Annotated in this window: 22 protein-coding genes; 16 read left to right on the top strand and 6 right to left on the bottom strand. The window is 52.4% G+C overall.

Going from position 1 to position 22317, the window contains the following annotated elements:
- Nucleotides 1-138 precede the first annotated feature (138 nt).
- From OR1_RS02405 to OR1_RS02395, 3 genes are all read left to right on the top strand, one after another.
- Nucleotides 139-990: a glycosyltransferase gene (locus OR1_RS02405; protein WP_160295196.1), complete on the top strand. Its 852-nt coding sequence runs from the start codon at nt 139-141 to the stop codon at nt 988-990.
- Entirely contained in the window at nt 987-2108 is a 1122-nt protein-coding gene (locus tag OR1_RS02400; RefSeq protein WP_052440205.1) for a glycosyltransferase family 2 protein, read from the top strand. The genes OR1_RS02405 and OR1_RS02400 overlap by 4 nt, the downstream gene beginning before the upstream one ends.
- Nucleotides 2109-2281: 173 nt before the next feature.
- Nucleotides 2282-3103, top strand: coding sequence for a DsbC family protein (locus OR1_RS02395; RefSeq protein ID WP_041969727.1), 822 nt, complete (start codon nt 2282-2284; stop codon nt 3101-3103).
- A 44-nt stretch (nt 3104-3147) separates the two neighbouring features.
- On the opposite strand, the gene OR1_RS02390 is transcribed toward OR1_RS02395, so the two are convergent.
- Nucleotides 3148-3777: a lytic transglycosylase domain-containing protein gene (locus tag OR1_RS02390; RefSeq protein WP_152609780.1), complete on the bottom strand. Its 630-nt coding sequence runs from the start codon at nt 3775-3777 to the stop codon at nt 3148-3150.
- Nucleotides 3778-4070: 293 nt separating this feature from the next.
- Between OR1_RS02390 and OR1_RS02385 the strand changes: the two genes are divergently transcribed.
- The 8 genes from OR1_RS02385 (at nt 4071) to OR1_RS02350 (ending at nt 12898) form a co-directional block, all read left to right on the top strand.
- On the top strand, nt 4071-5462 hold the full coding sequence (locus OR1_RS02385; RefSeq protein ID WP_041969725.1) for an undecaprenyl-phosphate glucose phosphotransferase: 1392 nt from the start codon (nt 4071-4073) through the stop codon (nt 5460-5462).
- A gap of 37 nt (nt 5463-5499) precedes the next feature.
- On the top strand, nt 5500-7101 hold the full coding sequence (locus OR1_RS02380) for a capsule assembly Wzi family protein (protein ID WP_152609779.1): 1602 nt from the start codon (nt 5500-5502) through the stop codon (nt 7099-7101).
- A gap of 93 nt (nt 7102-7194) precedes the next feature.
- Nucleotides 7195-8178: a UDP-glucose 4-epimerase GalE gene (gene galE / locus OR1_RS02375; RefSeq protein ID WP_041969722.1), complete on the top strand. Its 984-nt coding sequence runs from the start codon at nt 7195-7197 to the stop codon at nt 8176-8178.
- Nucleotides 8179-8212: 34 nt separating this feature from the next.
- A complete protein-coding gene (locus OR1_RS02370) occupies nt 8213-9091 on the top strand; it encodes a YicC/YloC family endoribonuclease (protein WP_041969720.1) in 879 nt (292 codons plus the stop codon).
- Nucleotides 9092-9181: 90 nt separating this feature from the next.
- A complete protein-coding gene (gene gmk, locus OR1_RS02365) occupies nt 9182-9790 on the top strand; it encodes a guanylate kinase (RefSeq protein WP_041969719.1) in 609 nt (202 codons plus the stop codon).
- Between the two features lie 71 nt (nt 9791-9861).
- On the top strand, nt 9862-10071 hold the full coding sequence (gene rpoZ, locus OR1_RS02360) for a DNA-directed RNA polymerase subunit omega (RefSeq protein ID WP_041969717.1): 210 nt from the start codon (nt 9862-9864) through the stop codon (nt 10069-10071).
- A gap of 244 nt (nt 10072-10315) precedes the next feature.
- Nucleotides 10316-12466, top strand: a complete 2151-nt coding sequence (locus tag OR1_RS02355; RefSeq protein ID WP_041969716.1) for a bifunctional (p)ppGpp synthetase/guanosine-3',5'-bis(diphosphate) 3'-pyrophosphohydrolase — start codon at nt 10316-10318, stop codon at nt 12464-12466.
- Nucleotides 12467-12514: 48 nt separating this feature from the next.
- Nucleotides 12515-12898 (top strand): RidA family protein, encoded by a 384-nt coding sequence (locus tag OR1_RS02350; protein WP_041969715.1) that lies wholly within the window; start codon nt 12515-12517, stop codon nt 12896-12898.
- Between the two features lie 69 nt (nt 12899-12967).
- Here OR1_RS02350 and rpmB read toward each other — a convergent pair whose 3' ends face one another.
- A complete protein-coding gene (rpmB, locus tag OR1_RS02345) occupies nt 12968-13159 on the bottom strand; it encodes a 50S ribosomal protein L28 (RefSeq protein WP_041969713.1) in 192 nt (63 codons plus the stop codon).
- Between the two features lie 105 nt (nt 13160-13264).
- Here rpmB and OR1_RS02340 point away from each other — a divergent pair, with 105 nt between their 5' ends.
- Nucleotides 13265-13882 (top strand): YdcF family protein, encoded by a 618-nt coding sequence (locus OR1_RS02340; protein WP_041969712.1) that lies wholly within the window; start codon nt 13265-13267, stop codon nt 13880-13882.
- A gap of 1 nt (nt 13883) precedes the next feature.
- Here OR1_RS02340 and metG read toward each other — a convergent pair whose 3' ends face one another.
- From metG to tmk, 4 genes are all read right to left on the bottom strand, one after another.
- Nucleotides 13884-15413 (bottom strand): methionine--tRNA ligase, encoded by a 1530-nt coding sequence (gene metG / locus OR1_RS02335; protein ID WP_041969711.1) that lies wholly within the window; start codon nt 15411-15413, stop codon nt 13884-13886.
- A complete protein-coding gene (locus tag OR1_RS02330; protein WP_041969709.1) occupies nt 15413-16363 on the bottom strand; it encodes a stage 0 sporulation family protein in 951 nt (316 codons plus the stop codon). Before OR1_RS02330 ends, metG begins: the two co-directional genes overlap by 1 nt.
- 62 nt (nt 16364-16425) lie before the next feature.
- Entirely contained in the window at nt 16426-17385 is a 960-nt protein-coding gene (holB, locus tag OR1_RS02325; protein ID WP_041969708.1) for a DNA polymerase III subunit delta', read from the bottom strand.
- Nucleotides 17385-18026, bottom strand: coding sequence for a dTMP kinase (tmk, locus tag OR1_RS02320; RefSeq protein ID WP_041969707.1), 642 nt, complete (start codon nt 18024-18026; stop codon nt 17385-17387). The genes holB and tmk overlap by 1 nt, the downstream gene beginning before the upstream one ends.
- Before the next feature lie 255 nt (nt 18027-18281).
- On the opposite strand from tmk, the gene rnc reads away from it, so the two are divergent.
- From rnc to der, 4 genes are read left to right on the top strand one after another with little or no spacing between them, the layout of a single operon-like run.
- A complete protein-coding gene (gene rnc / locus OR1_RS02315; protein ID WP_041970017.1) occupies nt 18282-18992 on the top strand; it encodes a ribonuclease III in 711 nt (236 codons plus the stop codon).
- A gap of 4 nt (nt 18993-18996) precedes the next feature.
- Nucleotides 18997-20061, top strand: coding sequence for an elongator complex protein 3 (locus OR1_RS02310; RefSeq protein ID WP_041969706.1), 1065 nt, complete (start codon nt 18997-18999; stop codon nt 20059-20061).
- The gene (era, locus tag OR1_RS02305; protein ID WP_041969705.1) at nt 20054-20947 is read left to right on the top strand and encodes a GTPase Era; all 894 of its coding nucleotides are present in this window, start codon (nt 20054-20056) and stop codon (nt 20945-20947) included. Before OR1_RS02310 ends, era begins: the two co-directional genes overlap by 8 nt.
- Nucleotides 20944-22266 (top strand): ribosome biogenesis GTPase Der, encoded by a 1323-nt coding sequence (gene der / locus OR1_RS02300; protein WP_041969703.1) that lies wholly within the window; start codon nt 20944-20946, stop codon nt 22264-22266. The genes era and der overlap by 4 nt, the downstream gene beginning before the upstream one ends.
- Nucleotides 22267-22317 lie beyond the last annotated feature (51 nt).

Below are 22317 nucleotides of genomic sequence, written 5' to 3'. Positions count from 1 at the left end.
CGATCGTACCTAAAGAGGAAGAAACAAGCTGCCCCCGGAGTTTTGAACAGAGTCATAAATATTCCGTCAAATTATTGTTTACCTGGAGCTCTTCGTTTCAATCGGTGGTCTCTCGAACATGTGATATCTTCACGGGCATTGAATGGTAAAAAGCTTGTGGCTATGGCGTGTGCAAGCTTTTGGGAACCGTTGCTGTCACATGAGTTTTTCGATCTTATAATTTATGATTGCCTTGATGCCATCGATGTCCATGCCGCTGACGGCAATTATGATGAACTGGCACACAAGCACGCATTACTGGTAAACAAAGCCAATATTGTCTTTGCCACTGCGGCGAAGCTGCGTGAGGACATCCTGTGGACATCGCCAGAGAAGCCTGTTGTTGTGGTATCAAACGGGGTGGATGGCAATTTTTTTGCTGAACGGTGCTGCAAGAAGATCCGATTTCCTGTAGTATCCGGTAAGGTCGTAGGATATGTCGGTGCTGTTCGTGATTGGATAGATATCGATCTTCTTGCAGAAACAGCGAGAATGATGTCCCATATTACCTTTGTCATTGTCGGTCCGATCGAGATAAAGTGCCAAGACATTATTAAGAGCTGTCCGGACAACATTGTGTTCGTCGGAGAGCAGCCTTATGATGATGTGCCGGCATGGATAGCCCGGTTTGATGTGGCACTGATACCTTTCAGGAACTCAGCCATTGCAGAGGCAACCAACCCTGTCAAACTCTATGAATATTTCCAGCTCGGCAAGCCGGTCGTTGCCACTCCAATGAGGGAACTCTCCCAATATTGTGATGATGGGTTGTTGTATTTTGCTGATAATGCCAAGGGCTTTGCTGAGGCGATAACCCTGGCGCTGGACAGTGGGGTGGTTGAATCTGAGCATCGAAAAAATATTGCCGGAATGAATTCATGGCAGTCAAAGGCCAGAATGATGATGGAACAAATAATCAACTTGACTGCTGATTGCAGATCGACCACATGAAACTTGCTTTTATCCTTGCTATAAATTGTGCATTATGTCTGCTTCTCGTAGCGATAACCCTGCAGGTAATGCATGAATATCTGTTGCTGTTTGCTGCACTCTTCTTGAGTCCTAGCCCAGCAAAGGTGCTTTACCATAAGAAGCACAGATTTCTAGTACTGGTGCCCGCCCATAACGAGCAGCGCGTGATCGGATATCTTGTTGATAGCCTGCAGCGCTGCGATTACCCGCCCGATCTGATTAAAATATGCGTAATTGCAGACAATTGCACCGATGACACAGCTAATGTCGCCTGTATGGCAGGTGCAACAGTTCTGGAACGTCAAGACCTTGAAAACTGCGGGAAGTCATGTGCATTATTATGGGCACTGAGCCAGCCAATTGCAGATTCTTCGTATGATTCAGTTGTGATATTCGATGCCGATAATCTGGTGCATGCTGATTTTTTTAATCATGCTAATAATGCTCTTAACCGTGGGATTCAGGCATTCCAGGCTGTCGTCGAAACCAAAAACAGGCTTGATTCATGGGTGACAGCTGGCAACTATGTCATGTTTTCCATCTTGAACCGCATTACTCAGGCAGGACGCAGTAAGCTTGGACTTGGTGCTCATCTCTTTGGCACAGGAATGGGATTTTCTCGCGATTTGCTCGAAAAGGTACCATGGACCACTGAATCCATTACCGAGGATAAAGAGTATACCTACAGATTGCTGCTTTCGGGAATTAAAGTTGAATGGCTGGGAAAAGCAATCGTCTATGACGAAAAGACTACCACGGCAAAAGAGTCTTTTCATCAGCAGAAAAGGTGGTTGTCCGGTTACTATAGTGATTTCAGAAAGTATGCCCCTTTAATGGTAAGAGCGCTTAAATGCAGATTCGACTGGTCTCTTCTGGATGCACTTTACCATATGGTCCAGCCACTTATCCCTGGGAAAAATATCAGTGCTTTCATCCTGTTGATATTGCTTCACAATAATGCTTTGTGGATATGGTGGTTCTGCTTGTTCCTGGCTTCGTTTGTTATGCAACTTGCGGGTCTTGCGTTAAATCAAACAAAGATTTCAGAATATCGGTTCCTTTGTTTTTATATCCTTATAAATTATTGTCATTCATAGTCTCGATCAGTGCTATGTTTTCAGGACCTGACAAAAAATGGCGCCATACCAAACATTCCAGCGAGATCGGCATTGAAAAGATTACATGATTGCAGAAGTCAGATTATGGTTAAAAGGAGAGATGCGCCATCTCGCGCCGTTTCGTGTGAGAAATAGAAAAAGGAGTTTAACCAATGAAACATCTGCTGTTGATCTTGCTGTTGCTTGTCGCTTATCCCGGGGTTGTCCGCGCTTTTGGAACCGGCGAACTGGGGTGCAGCGGCGATTGCACATCCTGTCACAAGGTGACGCTCAAAGAGGCCCAGGATATCATCAGAAAGATTGATCCTAGCATGGGCGTGGAAAAGATCACCACTTCCCAAGTGCCAGGTCTTTATCAGGTAGTTCTTACCAAGGCGAATACCAATGGCAAAGGAATTGCCTATCTGGATTTCTCCAAGCGTTACCTGATTCAGGGGACAGTGCTGGATACCGGCAACAAGGTGGACATTACCGGCAAGAGCATGAGGGAGCTACTGGAATCACAGGTTATCGACGTTTCCCGCATCAAGCTGAATAACGCCTTGCTTCTGGGCAATCCAAAAGGGACCAAACATCTTTATCTGTTCAGCGACCCGGATTGTCCCTATTGCGCAAAGGTACATGACGAACTGACAAAGCTGGTAAAAAAGATGCCTGACCTGGCAGTTCATATTCTGCTCTATCCGCTGGATATGCATCCGGATGCGGCCTGGAAGACCAATGCGATTGTCGCTGCATCCAAAAAGGATATGAAGCGTGCCTTGGCCATGTTGGAGGCAAGTTACGATAAAAAGGCTGTTAAGAAGAACAGTTCTGCCAGCAACTATGCTAACGAGCTGAAGAAAATGGGGCAGGATCTGGGCATTACCTCAACCCCGGTCTTGGTGTATGCCAATGGCAGTATCGGCTTGGGCGCAAAGACCCAGGACGAGATCAAGGCCGGAATACTCAAAAATGTGAAAACGGCAAAGTAGAACTGAATTGAATTGATAGATACCGGGTGGTCGATAAAGATCGGTCACGGAGAAGAGGAGAGGGGCTGCTGCCGGCTATCCTGGCGCTGGTTAAAGGCAAGGTCGCCGGTTTTTGCTTCGATGATCTTCTCAATCGGGGTTGAACGTCGTTTTTCCAGGATCCGGGAGAGGCGCGAAAATATCTTTCGGGCATAAGCGTCCTGCCGCCAGCTGGTTGGCGAGTGGTAGCGCCCGACTGCTTGCCAGGTGAGACCATGATCCTTGATGGCCATGGCCAGAATGCGGGCACCGAAATCTATGCAAAAACAGGGATCAAGCCCCTTGTTGTAAGGTTCGCCGTATTTCTCAAACCACCAGCGGTTGACCTGCATGATGCCGACATCAAAGGTGGCGCTTTGAGATCCAAACAAACCCACCGCCTGTTCGGCCTGCTCTTTGGTACGAGGTAGAATGGCGGTGCCGGCGCGGTTGATGGCAAGGGGTTTGAGGCCACTTTCGACTTCTGCTATTGAAACCAGAAGCTCGACCGGGATGTTGTGCCGATCGGCAGCAGTGCTGAAGCACGCTGCCACCTCTTCGGGGGGAGTTCCTGCAGTTGACGGCATGGCGCAGGCCAGCTTGCAGGACAGTAACATGGTTGTCGTGATCATGAGGCAGCGTTGTGTCAGTGGCACATTTCCCTCGTGTGCGGAACCCCGGATTATTTGTTTACTTACATAACAGATGCCGGAACGGCATGTCAAGATCCCCTTTCCAAGATTAAATTCACATATGCATATAGTAATCCGCACGTTGTGATCAATGTGATCACCTTTTCATCTCGTTGTATAAACCCCCTTATAATTAGTTAATGGGATATGGAATGTTTTTGCAGGGCGTTGACCATATTCATAGCGAATAGTTCTGGAATTTGGACTTAAACTAATTTATAAAACTAGCTTCAGCAATTCCAGAGGTGGCGTATTTCATGATTAGGCAGTATCAAAAATTATTCAATTCGATTCAAGTCCTTCTAGATGCGGTTATAATCGCTTATTCGTATCTCGTTGCAGGGAATCTGAGTATTGATGGGCAGTTTAAGCAACAATACGGTCTCAATTTTTACAGTGTACTGCTCTGGCTGATTCCGATGTTGCTTTGCGTGTATGCCTATCGTGGCCTGTACTCACCTATGCGTAACCGCTTGTTTCGCAAGGAGGCCATACTTTTGATCAGAGCCCATCTACTTGGGACGATCTTGATCTTCAGCATATTCTACTTAGTGGAACTGACCTTATTCAGCCCGAGATTTCGCTTTTTGTTCTGTTTCGTAAGTTTGGTGCTTTTACTTGCCGAGCGGGCTGTTGTTCGCAGAACTCTAAATTATCTCCGAAAGCGTGGATATAACCAGAAACATATGCTCATAATCGGAGCTGGTTCAGTTGGCGAGAAATTTGCCGCTAAAATCAGATCGCACCGTGCTTTTGGCTATACGCTTATCGGATTTCTTGATGACGATGTGTCCAAGATCGGGGAAAAAATAGCTGGATCGAAAGTGATCGGCGGATGCGATCTGCTGACGGATACCATACAGAGTACCCTCGTGGATGAGGTAATTGTCGCTTTGCCTTTAAGCGCATATGGGAGGTATGCCTATATTATAGACTGTTGTGAGCGAGAAGGAATAAGGCTGAGGATTCTTTTCGATTATTTTGATCTGATTCCGGGGTATCCAAAAATAGAAAATTTTGACGGTACCCCTCTTCTCAATATACGTCATGTCCCGCTTGACGATCCGCTCAACAGGCTATTGAAGAGAGTATTTGATCTTGTGGTCGCCTCATTTGCGATAATCATTACTTCTCCATTGATGATTGTGATCGCGGTATTAATAAAAGCATCGTCGAGTGGGCCAGTTTTTTTCAGTCAGGAGCGAATCGGGCTGAACAACAGACCATTTCAGATGCTGAAATTCCGCAGCATGAAGGTTATGGAAGAAAGCGTTACTAACACCCGGTGGACTACGGAAAATGACCCTCGAAAAACCAGAATAGGGTCGATTCTTCGCCGGACTAGCCTTGATGAACTGCCACAGTTTTTTAACGTTTTTGTAGGAAGTATGAGCGTAGTGGGGCCTCGCCCGGAGCGGCCTTTTTTCGTCGAGCAGTTTAAGAATCAGGTCCCCAAGTATATGGTCAAGCATCAGGTGAAACCGGGGATAACCGGTTGGGCCCAAGTTAATGGTTGGCGGGGGGATACCTCGATCGAGAAGCGGATTGAGTGTGACATATACTATATCGAAAATTGGGATATTTTCTTTGATCTAAAGATCATGCTCATGACCTTTTTTAGAGGGCTGATCAACAATAATGCCTATTAGGCCATTTCTCTATTACATGAAATTGATATTGGCAGTCATGGCATTGACGCTTGGTCTCATTGGCCAGACAGTCTTTGCTTCTTCCTGCATTGCTGCCTCATCGCCCAATATCCCATTGGACAGCCCGCTGTACCTTTACCTGGAAAAACTCGCCGGGTTTGGCCTGATTACCTCTGATGTCAAAGGGCTCAAGCCTTTCAGCCGTGCCGAGGCGGCGCGACTTTTGCTCGAAGCCGAGAGCCGGTTGCCCGGATCATCCAATGCCCCTGTTATGGTCGCTGATCTGATAAGACGGGTTCGGGAGCTGGTGCCGCGCGAGATTTTTTTGTTTGGCAACCCTCAGAATAGACCGGCGCTTTTCGACTACGATCCGATGGCAGGTCTGCGCCTGCGCATGGTATCCCTTGACGGCCTGCCTCGTGATTATAACAGGGTCACTTGGGATAAAGCCCATCAGTCGGCTTTTGGTTTTATCGGCGGGGATCTCCGCCCTCTTGGCAATGGGGCTCCGGTGCGAACTACCGGGACCGAAGGGACACCGTTGCTGGAGAACAACGAAGGTGTGGTCTTCAGGGATGGCAGTAACCTTAGCGTCAACTGGTCAGCGGTAGGCTACCTATCGGACGTTGCGGTCCTGAATCTGGAGCCGTTAGCCCTGCATACCCCTGATAGCGACTCCCTCCGGATTGCCAAGGGATACCTGAAAATTGGCGGCGGGGGGATTGAGCTGGAGGTTGGCCGGGATGCGAACTGGTTCGGCCCGGGATATCGGGGGGCATTGACCCTGACTAATAATGCCAAAAACTTTGATATGGTAAAAATCTCAAGCCCCGAACCGGTCGATGTCGATTGGGTGAAAAAATATCTGGGGGCATTGAAATATGCATTTATCGTGTCACGCTTTGACGAGACCGGCAGCGGTCAGGATTACCGGCGTCCCTGGTTTTTCGGACTGAAGGTTGCCCTGAAGCCTGCTGACTGGCTTGAGATTGGCGCCAACATGGTCAGACAGGAAGGCGGGCCGGGGTTTTCAGGCTCGGTGTCACTGAAAGATATGATCATTGGCGGTGGAGACAATGATCATATCAATGCTATTGCCGGTCTCGATCTCCGGGTTCGCATCCCGCGGCTGCGTAATGCCGAGCTGTACGGCGAGTTTAGCGGTGAAGATTCAGCAGGCCCATGGCCAATTGTTGAGAGCTATGTTGCCGGACTGTTCCTCCCCGATCTTTTCGGCAATGGCCGCGATGATTTTCGGTTCGAGTATTACTGGGCAAGTGTTATTGCTTATGGTGATTGGCAGTTCCCGCAGGGTTATGTATATAACAACATGACCCCAGGCCACTCGCAAGGCGGCGGGAGCGCCCAGGAGTTCTTTTTCCGTTATTCTCATTGGTTTTCAGTGCGTAATACCCTGGCAGTGGAATATTTTCATACCCAGCGGGGTATTGTCGGCAAGATGCCCGGCCAGGTCGAAGAGCAGAAGAATGCCTTCCGGGCCTTCTGGCGCCTGCCATTGTATGGGGAATGGGATGCCGGCTTGATGTATGGCTGGGAACGGATTAACAACCTGAATCTCGTTTCCGGGGCAAGGCGATCAAATCAGCTGTTCGGGCTCGATTTAAGCTACAGGTATTGAGTGGGCTTAGGCTAGAAGTTTCGCACGAAAGAAATTTATGCGGCGGGTTTACCCCCAATCTGAACCAAGTTACATTATGAAAAGGAACATGCAATGAAAAATGTCCTGGTTACAGGTGGTTGCGGTTACATTGGCAGCCATGTTGTTCGTCAACTCTCCGAGGCTGGATACAAGGTAACGGTTTATGACAACCTCTCTACAGGATTCCCTGATGCCTTGATCCACGGAGAAAACCTTGTGCAGGGAGATCTGGGGGACACCGGGCGGCTGGATGAGCTGTTCAGCCTGAACCGGTTCCGGACCGTTTTGCATTTCGCCGCGGCAATAGTGGCGCCGGAGTCAGTGTCCGATCCATTGAAATATTATGCCAACAACACGAGAAATACGCTGAACCTGCTGCAGGCCTGCGTGAAGCATGGCGTCGAGCGATTCGTGTTTTCAAGCACCGCAGCGGTTTACGGGATGCCGGAGAACGGGGTTGCGTCGGAGGAAAGCCTGACCGCACCGATCAATCCTTATGGGACTTCCAAGCTGATGAGTGAATGGATGCTGCGCGATACCGCGGCAGCCCATCCGATGCGGTATGTGGCCCTGCGTTACTTCAACGTTGCCGGAGCCGATCCGCAGGCCAGAATGGGGCAGCGGACTCCTGAGGCGACCCACCTGATAAAGGTGAGCTGCCAGGCTGCCCTCGGGATGAGGGACAAGGTCTGCATCTATGGCACGGATTACCCGACCCCGGACGGGACCGGCATCAGGGATTATATTCATATCGAGGACCTTGCTTCGGCCCATCTTTTTGCCCTCGACTACCTGGAAAAAGGTGGCGGATCGACCCGGATAAATGTCGGCTATGGCTGCGGGGCTTCTGTTCGGGAAGTCGTTGCGATGGTCCGGAGGGTAAGCGGGGTGGATTTTACCGTGGTCGAGTCCGAGCGCCGCCCCGGCGATCCCGCAATGCTTGTAGCCAAGGCTGACAATATCAGGCAGCTGTTGGGGTGGTCGCCCAGGTATGCCGACCTGGAGACGATAGTACGGGATGCCTGGCGCTGGGAAAGCAAGCTGCAAGGCAGGTGAGTGGTAAAATGCGAACAGTGAAAGGTTTCTTGATATGATCAGAAGCATGACTGGATACGGTAAGGCTGAGCGTGAAATTTCGGCTGGAAAAATTACGGTGGAGATAAGAACCGTCAATCATCGGTACGGGGAAGTTGCCGTCAAAATGCCGCGGTCGTTTCTTGCCCTGGAGCATGAGGTGCGCAGGCAGGTTTCCTCCCGGATCAAGAGGGGGAAGATCGAGGTATTTGTCAAATACGAGATGACCGGCGCCATCGGGACCCAACCGCTTCTCAATATCCAGCTGGCCAAGGCGTATCATAAGTCGTTTGTTTCCCTGAAAGAGGCGTTGGGATTAGGAGATCCGATTACACTCTCTCTAATAGCGTCGCAGAAAGATGTGCTGGCAGGTGGGGACGAGGGGCTTCAGGTCGAGGAACTGGCCGGCGATCTGTTGGGTGTTGTCAAATGTGCTGCTGACGCCCTTGATCTGATGCGGGAAAGGGAGGGTACGGCGCTGCTTGATGATATAACGCAACGGGTATCGACCCTGGAATCCTGTATGGCAATTGTTGCCGAGCGGGCGCCGGCAGTAGTGGCGGAAAATGCCGCACGGCTAAAGGAGAGGGTTGCCCAGCTTCTGGCCGGTCAGGCTCTGGACGATAACCGTATTGCCCAGGAGATTGCCATCATGGCGGATCGTTGCGACATCACCGAAGAGCTGGTAAGATTCAAAAGTCATCTCGAACAGTTCCGCTGCGCTCTTGATTCCGGTGAACCTGTCGGTCGCAAGCTCGATTTCCTGCTGCAGGAGCTGAACCGGGAGGTGAATACCATCGGTTCCAAGGCGAATGATGCCGGGATGGCAGCTCAGGTCGTGGTTCTCAAGGCTGAACTTGAGAAGATTCGCGAGCAGGTTCAGAATATCGAATGAAACTGGTGGAATATCGAATGAAACTGGTGAATTGTGAATAGTGGACGGCGACAAATACCGGGATTCCACTGACAATTCGCAGGAGAAATAATGAAACGCGAAGGTATTCTGTTCATCATATCGGCACCGTCAGGCGCCGGCAAAACCACGCTCTGCAAGGAAGTAATTGACATTTTCCCGGGGGTGCGGCATTCTGTCAGCTACACTACGCGGCAGGCCCGTCCCGGCGAGGTACATGGCCGGGATTATTATTTTGTCAGCAGCGAAAAGTTCCGCAGTATGGTTAACGACGGGGAGTTTGCCGAGTGGGCCGAAGTCCACGGCAACCTCTACGGTACTGCTATCAGCACCCTGGAGGAGTACAGGGAAAGCAACATCGATGTGATCCTGGATATTGATTGCCAGGGGGCGCATCAGCTGAAGCAACGGTATTCCGGAGGGGTGTTTATTTTCATCCTCCCCCCCAGTTTTCATGAGCTCAGAAGACGACTGGACCGGCGGAATTCAGATTCCGAGGCGGTCATCGAGCGTCGGATAATGAATGCGGCTGCTGAAATTCGGGAGTCGCGCTGGTATGACTACATTATCGTCAATGACGATTTCAGCCAGGCACTTAATGAGTTGCAGGCAGTCATTCTTGCGGAACGAAGCCGGACCATAAGGGTTCTGGAGTCGATCAGCGAGAAATTTGATATATGATGGCGGCTTTTTCCTGCGATCTTGACGTTCTTGGTTAATAAAGAGAATTAAAATAGATAGGAGAAGAACATATGGCTAGGGTTACGGTGGAAGATTGTCTGGAAAGGGTAGACAACCGGTTTCTTCTGGTGATGCTTGCAGCAAAGAGGGTAAAGCAGCTGTACAAAGGGGCCAGGCCATTGATAGAGAATAAGAGCGGCAATAAGAACGTGGTTTTGTCGCTGCGGGAGATTGCGTCCGGAAGGGTGAGATACGAGCTGCAGACCCGCCGGAGCCGTTAGTTCCCCGTTTACCGAGGGCGGAGACCGAAAGGTGCCGCCCTCTTTTTGTATCTGCCGATTTCATCAACCAAATATTAAGACACTGCAAAAAGCTCCAGATGCAAGGCGTAGCGTATTCCGAGGAGTGAGTCGTAGCCGGAGGCTACGTCGCAACGACGAGGGCCGAGCGCAACGCAGCAGATGGACTTTTTAGCGACTGCTCACCGATAAATCCTGAGGATTTATCGGCGAAGTCCCGACACCAATGATCAGACTGAACGACATCCTCGACAAGGTTTTGGCTTATAATCCGTCTGCAGATCTGGACGTGATCCGCAAGGCCTATGTTTACTGCGCCAAGGTTCACCAGGGCCAGACCAGGCTTTCCGGCGAGCCTTATCTTATCCATCCCATGGAAGTGGCTGCCATCCTGGCAGATTTGAAGCTCGATGCTCCCACGGTTGTCACCGGACTCCTGCACGATACCGTTGAAGATACGCTTACTACGCTCGACAACTTGAAGGATATGTTCGGAGAAGAGGTGGCGAACCTGGTTGACGGTGTCACCAAGATCGGGAAGATCCATTTCAAGACCAAGGAAGAAAGCCAGGCCGAGAACTTCCGGAAGATGCTTCTGGCCATGGCCATCGATATCCGGGTAATACTGGTGAAGCTGGCCGACCGTCTCCACAACATGCGGACGCTGCAGCATCAGCCGGAGCCGAAACAGCGCTCCATCGCAAAAGAGACGCTCGATATTTATGCCCCCATTGCCAATCGTCTCGGCATTTCCTGGATCAAGAGCGAACTGGAGGATCTGTCGTTCCGGTATCTCAATGCCCAGATCTATTACGATCTTGCCTCCAAGGTGGCCAAAAAGAAACAGGAGCGCGAGTCCGATGTCGAGAAGGCCAGATCCGTAATCGCTTCGAAACTGGCAGAACACGGCATAAAGGGTGAGGTCTCCGGTCGCAGCAAACATCTCTATTCCATCTATCGAAAAATGGAGCACCGCAGCGTCGATATTGATGAAATATACGATCTGATCGCGATGCGCGTGTTGGTGGACGATATCCGCGAATGCTACGAGGTGCTCGGGATCATCCATTCGACCTGGAAGCCGGTGCCCGGTCGCTTCAAGGACTATATCGCCATGCCCAAGGGTAACATGTACCAGTCGCTCCATACGACGGTCATAGGCCCGTTTGGCGAGCGGATGGAGGTGCAGATACGCACTTTCGAGATGCACCGCGTTGCCGAGGCCGGCATTGCCGCCCACTGGAAGTACAAGGAGGGTAAAGGGTACGACGAGAAGGAGGTCAAGCGGTTTGCCTGGCTGCGGCAGCTGCTGGAATGGCAACAGGAGCTTCAAGACTCGCGCGAGTTCATGGATACCGTCAAGGTTGAGCTCTTCCCGGAAGAGGTCTATGTCTTTACCCCCAAAGGAGACGTCAAGAGTTTTCCCAAGGGGTCAACGCCGATTGATTTCGCCTATAGCGTGCACACCGATGTCGGGCACCGTTGCGTCGGGGCAAAGGTCAACGGCAAGCTGGTCCCTCTCAAGCATGAACTGAAGACCGGCGACATCGTCGAGGTCGTAACGTCTCCCCACCATACGCCGAGCAAGGACTGGCTCAAGGTTGTCCGTAGTTCCCGGGCGCGGAACAAGATCCGCGCCTGGATCAAGACCGAGGAGCGCAAGCGGAGCATAACGCTCGGCCGTGAGATCTGCGACAAGGAGTTCCGCCGGTATTCACTTAATTTCTCGAAATTGCAGAAGACCGGGGAGATCAAAAAACTCGCCGTCGATTTCGGCCTGGTCGCCGATGACGATCTGATGGCAGCAGTCGGTTACGGCAAGCTGTCGAGCCACCAGCTGATCGGCAAGCTCATCCCGGCGGAAAAGCTTGAGCAGCAACAGGAGCGCAAGGAGAGCCGTGTCGGCAAGGTAATCGAAAAGCTGACGCGCAAGTCTTCCAGCGCCATACAGATCAATGGCGTTGACGATGTCCTGGTCCGGTTCGGCAAGTGCTGCAATCCGGTTCCCGGCGATGATATTATCGGGTTCATCACCCGCGGCCGCGGCGTTACGGTCCATACTTCCGACTGTCCACTTGCCAGGGAGAGTGATCCGGAAAGGCGGATAGACGTTGCCTGGAACAGGGACAAGCGCGCCGCTCTTCCGGTCAAGATCAGGGTGTTCTGCCACGACGAAAAAGGTATTCTGGCCAATATTTCCCTGGCAATTACCAACTGCGAGGCCAATATCTCCAGCGCCACCATTCAGAGTACGGTGGACAAGCGGGGTATCAACAACTTCGAGATAGAGGTGACCGATGTCGATCACCTGAACCGGGTGATCAAGAGCATAATGCAGATCAAAGGCGTGATTAAGGTGGACAGACTCAAGAGCTAGGGGAGGACGGCACTGTTTCCGTTCTTACCACCATTGGAGGGATTCGTCATGAAAACGATAATCGCAACCGATAACGCTCCGAAAGCCATCGGGCCGTACTCTCAAGGAGTAAGGGCCGGTGGCTTTGTCTTTTTTTCCGGGCAGATCCCTCTTGACCCGGTTACCGGTGAGATCAACGGGACGACCTCGGCAGAGCAGACCAGCCAGGTAATGAGGAATATCGCCGCGGTGCTGGCTGCTGCCGGTCTCGGTTTCGGCAATATTGTCAAAACAACGATATTTCTCACCGATCTGGCGGATTTTGCTTCGGTAAATGAGGTATACGGAAGCTGTTTTTCCGGCGAACCGCCGGCCAGATCAACGGTGCAGGTTGCTGCGCTCCCCAGGGGGGCTAAAGTAGAGATTGAAATTGTTGCCGTGGAGTCTGATTAAAGATTGAAACGAAAAAAGCCGCCTGTGCAGACGCACAGCGGCTAATTGAACTTCTAGGGGCTATCCGGTTCAGAGAGCTTTTACGACTTTGTTGGACCGGATGCAGCGGGTGCAGACCTTGATGCTCTTTATAGACCCATCCTGGACTGCTTTTACCTTCTGCAGGTTTGGGTGCCACATACGGCGGGTCTTGTTGTTTGCATGGCTGACGTTATTCCCGAAACTGGGGCCTTTGCCGCAGATTTCGCATACCTTGGACATGATGAAACCTCCTCTTGGAAACTAAGCTTCACTTTTTAACAGATTGCATGGCGAAGTTCAAGCATTTTCTGCAATTCTACAAACTGAAAAATCTTGGGAATAGCGATGAAACGGGTGCAGTCAATAATTAGAGGACTCGGATTTCTGCTGATCGTGCTGGCAATCGTAGCCGCGATCCTGTTCGTTGATTTCTCTTATAAGACCTTTTCCCTGAAGAGCCGGGACATTAATACCGACGCAATAGTCGTTTTAACCGGAGGTCGTGGCCGGGTCGATGAAGGGGTAAAACTTTACCGTGCCGGCAAGGCCGATTGGCTGTTTCTGGTCGGTGTCGATCCTTCGGTGCGGAAATCGGACCTCTATCGGGACAACCCCGGAGACCGGAGATCCGAAAGGGTTGTTTTGGAGAAAAACTCCAGGAATACCCTTGAAAATGCCCTGTATTCCCGTGAACTGATCCTTGGAAACCGGATTACTTCAGTTACGTTGATTACCTCACGCTATCACATGAAGCGGGCAACGCTCTTTTTCCGTGCCGTCCTGCCACGGGATGTGGCAATCTATCCGCATCCAGTTGACAGCCGGAACCTGGTCCCCGACTGGTGGGGTCATAGCGGCAGTATCCGTCTCCTGTTCAGTGAGTTCTACAAATATACGATGTTCAGGATATTCTTCCTGATTGCACCTTCTGAACTCAGGCCCTCTCCGCTGACCGGCGATTAATCTACCCTTCTTTGGTTTCAATCCTGGGGAACAACGGCTCGGCCTTGGTAATCGCTGTGCCAGGCAGCAGTTTCCCCCAGGCCAGCCCTGCTTCGTCTATTCCGCCATTCCATCCCAGGAACTGCAACGCCTTTGCGGAACTGGCCGGCATGAACGGGCTCAGCAGGAAATGCACTATCCGCTGCGCTTCGGCGAGGTTGTACATGACCGTTGCCAACCGGTCTCCGGTAGCCGGGTCTTTTGCAAGCGCCCAGGGCGCGGTTTCGTCGATGTATTTGTTCCCGGCCGAGATCACTTCCCATATTGTTACCAGGGCCTTGCTGAAAGCCAGTTCTTCCAGGTGGTCGTCGACCTGTCGAATGGCTGATTCGGCGCGGTTGCGGAAGGTCGCATCTATTTCCAGATACTCTCCGGAAGCAGGGAGGGTGCCGTCGAAATACTTGACGATCATGGCGGTCGTCCGGTTCAGCAGGTTGCCGAGGTCGTTGGCCAGATCGGAATTGATCCTGAGCACCAGGGCTGAGTGGGAGAAATCGCCGTCCAGCCCGAACGGCACTTCGCGCAACAGGAAATAACGTATTGCATCCACGCCGTAACGGTCCACCAACAGGTTCGGTTCCACGACGTTCTGAAGGGATTTGCTCATCTTTTGCCCTTCGACGGTCCACCATCCATGGGCAAAAACCTTTTTCGGGAGCGGCAGCCCCGCTGCCATCAGGAAAGTTGGCCAGTAAACGGCATGGAATCTCAGGATATCCTTGCCGATCAGGTGCACGTCGATCGGCCAGTATTTGCCGAAATTACCCGATTCGTCAGGATACCCCAGAGCAGTGATGTAGTTAGTAAGGGCGTCAAACCAGACATATATTACATGCCGCTCGTTTCCCGGTACCGGGATCCCCCAGCTGAAGCTGGTCCGGGAGACCGAAAGGTCCCGCAGACCTTCCTTGACGAAAGAAATGATCTCGTTGCGCTTTGATCGCGGCTGGATGAAGTCCGGATTTGCCTCTATGTGCGCCAGGAGCTGCTCCTGGTATTTGCTCATCCTGAAGAAATATGATTCCTCTTTCAGCTTTTCCACCGGACGGTTGCAATCCGGGCAGTTGCTGTCGATAAGTTGGGTTTCAGTCCAGAATGTCTCGCAGGGGGTGCAGTACCAGTCTTCATATTCGCTGAGGTAGATATCTCCCTGCGCCATGATCTTGCTGAATATCTGGCTGACGCCATGTTTATGCCGTTCCTGGGTTGTCCTGATGAAATCGGAGTATTCGATCCCAAGTTTGTCCCAGAGGGCCTGAAACCTCTTTACCACCCGATCAGCCAGCTCCAGCGGCGTTTCCCCTGATGAGGTGGCCGCTTTTTCCACTTTCTGCCCATGTTCGTCGCTGCCGGTAAGAAAAAAGACGTCGAACCCCTTAAGCTTCTTGTATCTGGAAATGACGTCGGCTGCCAGGGTGGTGTAGGCGTGACCGATATGCGGAACGTCATTGACATAGTATATTGGCGTGCTGACGTAATAGGTCGGTTTCATTATTTCTCCCCGGTTTTTTCTTTGCTTTTGTCGCGACCCTTATCCCGGTCTTTCCGTTTCTCTTTGCGCGGTTTGGCATTAGCCGGCGCAGACTCGGTTTTATGTTCGTTCTTTGCCTTATCTCCGCCTGCCGGTTTTTTCGGACGCTCAATTATCGAATCAGCTGTCAGCTCATCCTTGCAGACCTCGAGCTGGCGTTCATCATCGGTTTTGATAGTAAGGCAACCGCGCAGAATGTCAACCTTGATGACTTCCCCTTCGTTGCCGCCGCACTGGATTCTTTTGCCGCACTTGGGAAGCCCTTGCCGCAGACTGCAGTATGTCTCGAATTCGTACCCCAGGCAACAGAGCAGCCGCCCGCACTGGCCGGATATCTTGGTGGGGTTCAGGGCAAGGTTTTGCTCTTTGGCCATTTTTACCGATACCGGTGCGAAGTCGCGCAGAAATGTGGAGCAGCAGAGTTCACGACCGCAGATTCCGATTCCTCCGACCATTTTGGCTTCGTCGCGGACCCCGATCTGACGCATCTCGATCCTGGTGTGAAACTGATGCGCCAGGTCTTTGACCAGTTCCCGGAAATCGATCCGGCCATCCGCGGTGAAGAAGAAGATCGCTTTGCTGCCGTCGAAGAGATACTCAACCTTGACCAGTTTCATTTCCATCGATCGTTCGGAAATCTTGGCCTGGCAAAAGGTGAATGCCTCGGCCTCCTTGGCCCGGATCCGCTCCAGTGCGGCAAGATCCTCGTCATGAGCCATTCTCATGACCTTCTTTATTCCTTCTGGGAGCTCGGAGTCGTTATACTCGATCGGAGGGACGACAACTACTGCGATGCTGCGCCCACGTTCGGTTTCCACTATCACCTGGTCGCCTGCTTTTATCTGAAGGTCGCCGGCATTGAAATCATAAAGCTTGCCGGCGTGACTGAACTGAACTTTTACTATTCGCAAAAATAGACTCCTTTGTAGTTAGTTCCCATCCGGAACTACGGATAGAAACCGATGGATACCAGTTATGCAGCCAGGCGCATCAAAAGCAGATCCATTGCCAGCCTGGCATTTACATTGCGTTGCAGCGCCTTACGGGTCTCGATTACATGCTCTATCATCTGCATAACTTGCTCGGTATTGCGCACTGCCGCTTCACGCAGTGCCATCTCCTCCAGATCCCGGTTCACCAGTTCACTACTCCCCGACTGAATATGCAGAAGGTCCCGGAGAAAGGTCATCAGCAGGTCCAATAACTCCGGAAGGTTCTCCTTGTCGGCAGCCAGCCGTTCAGAGCGCGTAAACAGCTGCGAGATGTCGCCACCGGACAGGGAGAGTATCTGTTCAAGCAGTTCGTGTCGCCCGCTCAACACCTCGTCGTTAGAAAAGGCGTGAGCACGTCCCGGGCTCCCTCCCGACAGAGATGCCGCCAGGCGGGCCGTTTCCTGTCCAACCCCCTGCTGGACAAGAATCCGGGCAACCGACTCCTCTGACAGAGTCTGGAAATTCAGCAGTTGGCATCTTGAGCGGATGGTTTGGAGCACTGCATCCGGATTCGCGGTGAGCAGGATCATCAGCGCATTGCCGGGCGGCTCTTCAAGGGTCTTGAGCAGCGCGTTGCCGGCAGCCGGATGAAACCGGTCGGCAGCTTCTATGATGCAGCTTTTGAACGGTGCCTCATAAGGCCGGAGCGAAAGCTCCCTTTGCAGTTGCCGCACCTGGTCGATTTTTATGAAAGCGCCATCCGGTTCGAGAATGTGGAGATCGGGGTGCTGGAGCAATGCCACCCTGCGGCAAGCCGCGCATTTGCCGCAACCGCAGGAGTCCTTGCAGTACATGGCCTCGACCAGAGCGACGGCAGTCTTGCGTTTGCCGCACCCTTCCGGACCGACAAACAGGTATGCGTGCGCAATTCTCCTGGCAGCCACGGCTCGTTGCAGGATGCCGGTAATCCTGTCATGTCCGATTATGTCGTCGAACGGCATTACCGATCCTCTTGGATGCGCGCCATGACCGCCGCGAACACATCATCGGCAACCGCTTGCACCTGTCGGTCGGCGGGAATTATTATGATGCGGTCCGGGGCTTGCCCGGCAATTCCGATATATCCATCTCTGACACGTTGGTGAAAGGCCAGGGATTCCTTCTCAAACCGGTCTTCCCTGACTCCCTGGCTGTCCAGAGGCGAAATCGCCCTTGAAAGCCCGATTTCAACCGGGCAGTCGAAGAGGAATGTCATGTGCGGCCGGATACTGAAACTGGCAAGCTGATTAAGATTCTCGATCAATGCCTTGTCGAGGCCACGGGCAAACCCTTGATAGGCAAGGGTGGCATCCGTGAATCGATCGCAAAGGACTATTTTGTCAGCTTCGAGGGCAGGGGAGATTACTTCGGATACATGTTGCGCACGGGCGGCAGCATAAAGCAGCAGTTCTGCAAGGGGCTCCATCGCATTGTTATTGCCATTGAGAAGGATACTGCGAATCTGATCGGAGATCGGACATCCGCCCGGTTCCCGGGTAACAACCGTTTCATATCCCAGTTCGTTCAGCCTGATCGCCAGTAAGTTTATCTGGGTGGTTTTTCCGCACCCTTCTATACCTTCAAATGTAATGAAACAGCCCATTCAGTCCCCTGTATGAAAGAATATGGCATTATAGGAGAGGGGGAGTCATTAATCAAGCCCGAATTAGGCACAACCTGTCATATGTATTGATAAAATTTGATTATTTGCTATGATGGCTCTGCCTGAAGCCCATCTGCTGCGTTATGCAAACCCCACGTCACTGCTACGTAGTTCCCAACTACGTCTCATTCCTCAGGAAATGCCGCGCCTTGCATCTGGACTTTTTTGCGCCACATTTTCTATTTCGAGCGGGTCATGGATCTCTTTTCGGAAAACATTTCAAGGTTCGAGGAGCTGATTGGGTATCGTTTTCTCAATCGTCGGCTTCTCGAAGAGGCTCTTACGCACCGCTCTTATCTGAACGAAACCAGCGAAAAAGGTCTGTCCGACAATGAACGGCTGGAGTTCTTCGGGGATTCGGTTTTGTCTCTGATGGTGACTTACCGACTTTTCATGGGATTTCCCGAAAAGCACGAAGGGGAGCTGACCAGGATGCGCGCAGCGCTTGTGGATGAGGCCGCTCTTGCCCGCAGTGCCGTAGCGCTTGATATCGGGGGCTTGATCCGATTGGGCCGGGGAGAGGAGCGGACCGGCGGCCGGGCGAAAAAGTCGATACTTGCCGATGCCTATGAGGCGTTGCTGGGCGCTCTCTATCTTGATGGCGGCGAGAAGGCGGCGGCGCCTCTTATTGAGGCCCATTTCACGGCAGCCACCAAGCTGTTGCCCGGACGTGACAGCAAGAGTGAATTCCAGGAAGTTGCCCAGGCAGCCATGGGGGTGACGCCGGTTTACCGGACCATCGACGCCAGCGGCCCTGATCATGCGAGGGTTTTCACGGTAGCGGCGTATTTGGGCGACGAGCTGGTGGGGGAAGGGTCGGGGACGAGCAAAAAGGAGGCGGAGCAGGCAGCCGCCCGCCGGGGGCTGGAAAGACTGGCCGGGGGCTGCGGCTCGGGCAGGCCTTGAGCGGATGATAGTGCCGTTTTTCATATCCCATTACGGCTGCCCTCATCAATGCATTTTTTGCGACCAGCGCAGCATAACCGGACAGTCTCAGCCTCTACCGTTGCCGGAAGAGATCCGGTCGACCATTTCGAGCTACCGGGCCGTTTCGCCCGGCATTCCCGCAGAGGTCGCATTTTTCGGCGGTACCTTTACGATGCTTCCCCTGGCCGACCAGGAAATGCTTCTTGCGCCTTTGCAGCCGCTACTGGCTTCCGGAGAGGTTTCTTCGGTCAGGATCTCCACCAGGCCTGATGCCATTACGCCTGACCAGGCCGCTTTCCTTGTTGCTCGCGGAGTTACAACCGTTGAACTTGGTGTTCAGTCTCTCGACGATCATGTCCTGACGATAGCAGAACGCGGCCACTGCGCGAAAGATGTCGGCTACGCGGTAAATGTCCTCCGGGCGTCGGGTCTGCGGGTTGGCATCCAACTGATGCCGGGATTGCCGTTGTCATCAGCCGGAAAAGATATCGCCTCGCTCCGGGCAGCCATTGACCTTTGCCCTGATTTCCTAAGGATTTACCCGGCTCTGGTCCTTGCCGGTACCAAGCTTGCCGGGCTTTACGAAAATGGCAGCTACCAACCGCTCACCCTGGAAGGGGCGGTCAGTCTCTGTGCGGCCCTGCTCCATCGCTGCATGAAGGCGGAATTGCCGGTGATCCGCATCGGTCTGCAGGCAAGCGATTCTCTTGCCGAACCCGGGAAAATAATCGCCGGTCCTTATCATCCGGCTTTCCGGCAGCTGGTGGAGTCGAAGTTATGCTATTATCTCCTGTGCCTAATGGCCGATGGCTTTGCCGGCCGGGATAAATGCACTGTCAGGTGCGCTCCGTCCCGTGTTTCGGACATTGCCGGGCAACGGCGGATAAATCTGGAAAGTTTGGCTGGTAAAGGTATTGTTATCGAAAGAATAGAATCCGATCGATCGCTCTCTCCGCAGGAATTTGTTCTCTATGACGCTTCTGACGAGCGGCGCGGGAATTTGCTGACCGATATCGAGTTCAATAATGAAGGGGAACTATATGTCTGACCATTTCCGATCCGGCTTTGTGGCGATAATCGGACGCCCGAATGTCGGGAAATCGACTCTTCTCAACTGCATTCTCGGTGAAAAGCTGGTGATTACATCAGACAAGCCGCAGACGACCCGCAACCGGATCCAGGGGATCCACAACGTCGAGGGGGGGCAGATCGTATTTATCGATACCCCCGGTATCCACAAAGGGCGGTCCAGGCTCAACCGCTATATGGTTGATGAGGCAGGAGCCGCGCTTGAAGGGGTCGATGTCGTGCTCTTTCTCGTGGATGCCACCGCTAAGCCTGCCCAGCAGTTTGAGCTTCTGCAGGAGCGCCTCGGGCGGATCGATGCCCCGGTAATCCTGATCGTCAACAAGATCGACCTGATAAGTCGAGAGCAGCTGATCCTGAAGCTCGCTGAATATGGGAAGCTCCACAATTTCCGCGAGATAGTGCCACTTTCGGCAGCCAAGGGCGAAGGAGTGGACCGGCTTGACAACCTGATCCTCCCGCTTCTCCCGGAAGGTCCGGCCTATTTCCCGGACGATATCCTGACCGATGCCCCGGAGCGGTTTGTTGTTGCCGAGATCATCAGGGAAAAGGTCTTTCGTCACACCGGCGACGAGATTCCGTATGCCGTGGCAGTGAATGTGGAAGAGTTTGACGAGGGTGAAGACAACGGTCTGATTCGGATATCTGCGGTCATCTCGGTTGAACGTGAAACCCAGAAGGGGATTGTTATCGGCAAGCAGGGTGCGATGCTGAAGAAGGTCGGGACGCTGGCGCGCAAGGAGATCGAGCAGCTTCTCGGCGCCAGGGTGTTTCTGGAGCTGTTTGTAAGGGTGCGCAAAGACTGGACCGGGAACAAAAATATGATGAAGGAACTGGGGTACGAATGAAACCGATAGTAGCAATAGTTGGCCGTCCCAACGTAGGCAAATCGACACTTTTCAACCGGCTCGTCGGTCAGAGGCGGGCAATTGTAGACGATATGCCCGGAGTAACCAGGGACAGGAATTATGCCACGGTGACCCGCTATGAAGTGCCGTTCATTCTGGTTGACACCGGCGGATTTGAACCGGTTACTGAAGACCGCCTCCTGCAGCAGATGCGGGAGCAATCGCAGTTGGCAATAGAGGAGGCCGATGTAATCCTTTTCGTCATGGACGGCAGGGGAGGACTGACTCCGGCTGACCGGGAGGTTGCGGGGATGCTCCGCAAGGTGAACAAGCCGGTCTTTTACCTGGTGAACAAAATCGACGGTGAGAAACTGGAAATTGCATCGTCGGATTTCTATTCCCTGGGGATCGACTCGATGCACACCATTTCAGCCGAGCACAATCGCGGCATCAATGATCTGATTGAAGAGTTGATGGGGATTCTCCCCCATTCCGTAAATGAAGAAGATAAGGACGAAATAACGAAAATAGCAGTGGTTGGCCGGCCAAATGTGGGGAAATCATCGCTGGTAAACAAGCTGCTCGGTTTTGAGCGCTCGGTGGCAAATCCTACGGCCGGGACAACACGGGACTCGATTGATACACACTTTACTTGCAATAAGAAGCGGTATCTGCTGATCGATACTGCCGGAATTAGGCGTAAAGGGAAGACCACCGAGAAGCTGGAAAAATACAGCGTGGTTGACTCGCTCCGGAGCATAGAAAGGGGGGATGTGGTCCTCATCGTCATTAGTGCTGAAGATGGGGTCACGGAGCAGGACTCCAAGATAGCCGGTTATGCTTACGAGGCCGGGAAGGCCTGTATTTTCGTCGTGAACAAATGGGACACCCTGCAGAAGGACAATGCATCTGTGGGCAAGTTCGTTGACCGGATCAGAACAGAATTCAAGTATCTGCCGTTCGCTCCGATTATCTTTGTATCTGCTGTAACCGGGCAGAGGGTCCCCAAGATAATCCCGGAAGTAGACAAGGTGATGGACCAGTTTGCACGCAGGGTAACTACCTCTGACCTGAACCGGGTCTTCACCGAGGCTACCGAGGCCAAGCATGCGCCATTGGCGAGCGGCAGGCGGGTAAAGTTTTATTTTGCAACCCAGGTCGGCACCAAGCCGCCCACCTTTGTGATCTTCACCAACCAGCCGGAGGGGATTCATTTCTCATATGAGCGATACCTGGCTAATCGATTCAGGGAGGCGTTCGGTTTCGAAGGAACGCCGATCAGGCTGCTTTTCCGGGGAAGGGAACGCAATAAGAGCTGATAGCATGCAATTCCGAATTGTTGAACCCGGCGCGGTTAGGGTTATGGGCAG

This window comes from Geobacter sp. OR-1 (genome assembly GCF_000813145.1).
In the GTDB taxonomy this organism is placed as follows: domain Bacteria; phylum Desulfobacterota; class Desulfuromonadia; order Geobacterales; family DSM-12255; genus Geoanaerobacter.
Note: the sequence above shows the minus strand (reverse complement) of the source record. Positions and strands in the feature narration are given on the sequence as shown.

What these genes read in the sequence shown, in the direction of transcription:
- OR1_RS02400 (WP_052440205.1), top strand. Translation starts at nt 987, where the DNA reads ATGAAACTTGCTTTTATCCTTGCTATAAATTGTGCATTATGTCTGCTT.
- OR1_RS02395 (WP_041969727.1), top strand. Translation starts at nt 2,282, where the DNA reads ATGAAACATCTGCTGTTGATCTTGCTGTTGCTTGTCGCTTATCCCGGG.
- OR1_RS02385 (WP_041969725.1), top strand. Translation starts at nt 4,071, where the DNA reads ATGATTAGGCAGTATCAAAAATTATTCAATTCGATTCAAGTCCTTCTA.
- OR1_RS02380 (WP_152609779.1), top strand. Translation starts at nt 5,500, where the DNA reads ATGGCATTGACGCTTGGTCTCATTGGCCAGACAGTCTTTGCTTCTTCC.
- galE (WP_041969722.1), top strand. Translation starts at nt 7,195, where the DNA reads ATGAAAAATGTCCTGGTTACAGGTGGTTGCGGTTACATTGGCAGCCAT.
- OR1_RS02370 (WP_041969720.1), top strand. Translation starts at nt 8,213, where the DNA reads ATGATCAGAAGCATGACTGGATACGGTAAGGCTGAGCGTGAAATTTCG.
- gmk (WP_041969719.1), top strand. Translation starts at nt 9,182, where the DNA reads ATGAAACGCGAAGGTATTCTGTTCATCATATCGGCACCGTCAGGCGCC.
- rpoZ (WP_041969717.1), top strand. Translation starts at nt 9,862, where the DNA reads ATGGCTAGGGTTACGGTGGAAGATTGTCTGGAAAGGGTAGACAACCGG.
- OR1_RS02355 (WP_041969716.1), top strand. Translation starts at nt 10,316, where the DNA reads ATGATCAGACTGAACGACATCCTCGACAAGGTTTTGGCTTATAATCCG.
- OR1_RS02350 (WP_041969715.1), top strand. Translation starts at nt 12,515, where the DNA reads ATGAAAACGATAATCGCAACCGATAACGCTCCGAAAGCCATCGGGCCG.
- rpmB (WP_041969713.1), bottom strand. Translation starts at nt 13,159, where the DNA reads ATGTCCAAGGTATGCGAAATCTGCGGCAAAGGCCCCAGTTTCGGGAAT.
- OR1_RS02340 (WP_041969712.1), top strand. Translation starts at nt 13,265, where the DNA reads ATGAAACGGGTGCAGTCAATAATTAGAGGACTCGGATTTCTGCTGATC.
- metG (WP_041969711.1), bottom strand. Translation starts at nt 15,413, where the DNA reads ATGAAACCGACCTATTACGTCAGCACGCCAATATACTATGTCAATGAC.
- holB (WP_041969708.1), bottom strand. Translation starts at nt 17,385, where the DNA reads ATGCCGTTCGACGACATAATCGGACATGACAGGATTACCGGCATCCTG.
- tmk (WP_041969707.1), bottom strand. Translation starts at nt 18,026, where the DNA reads ATGGGCTGTTTCATTACATTTGAAGGTATAGAAGGGTGCGGAAAAACC.
- rnc (WP_041970017.1), top strand. Translation starts at nt 18,282, where the DNA reads ATGGATCTCTTTTCGGAAAACATTTCAAGGTTCGAGGAGCTGATTGGG.
- OR1_RS02310 (WP_041969706.1), top strand. Translation starts at nt 18,997, where the DNA reads ATGATAGTGCCGTTTTTCATATCCCATTACGGCTGCCCTCATCAATGC.
- era (WP_041969705.1), top strand. Translation starts at nt 20,054, where the DNA reads ATGTCTGACCATTTCCGATCCGGCTTTGTGGCGATAATCGGACGCCCG.
- der (WP_041969703.1), top strand. Translation starts at nt 20,944, where the DNA reads ATGAAACCGATAGTAGCAATAGTTGGCCGTCCCAACGTAGGCAAATCG.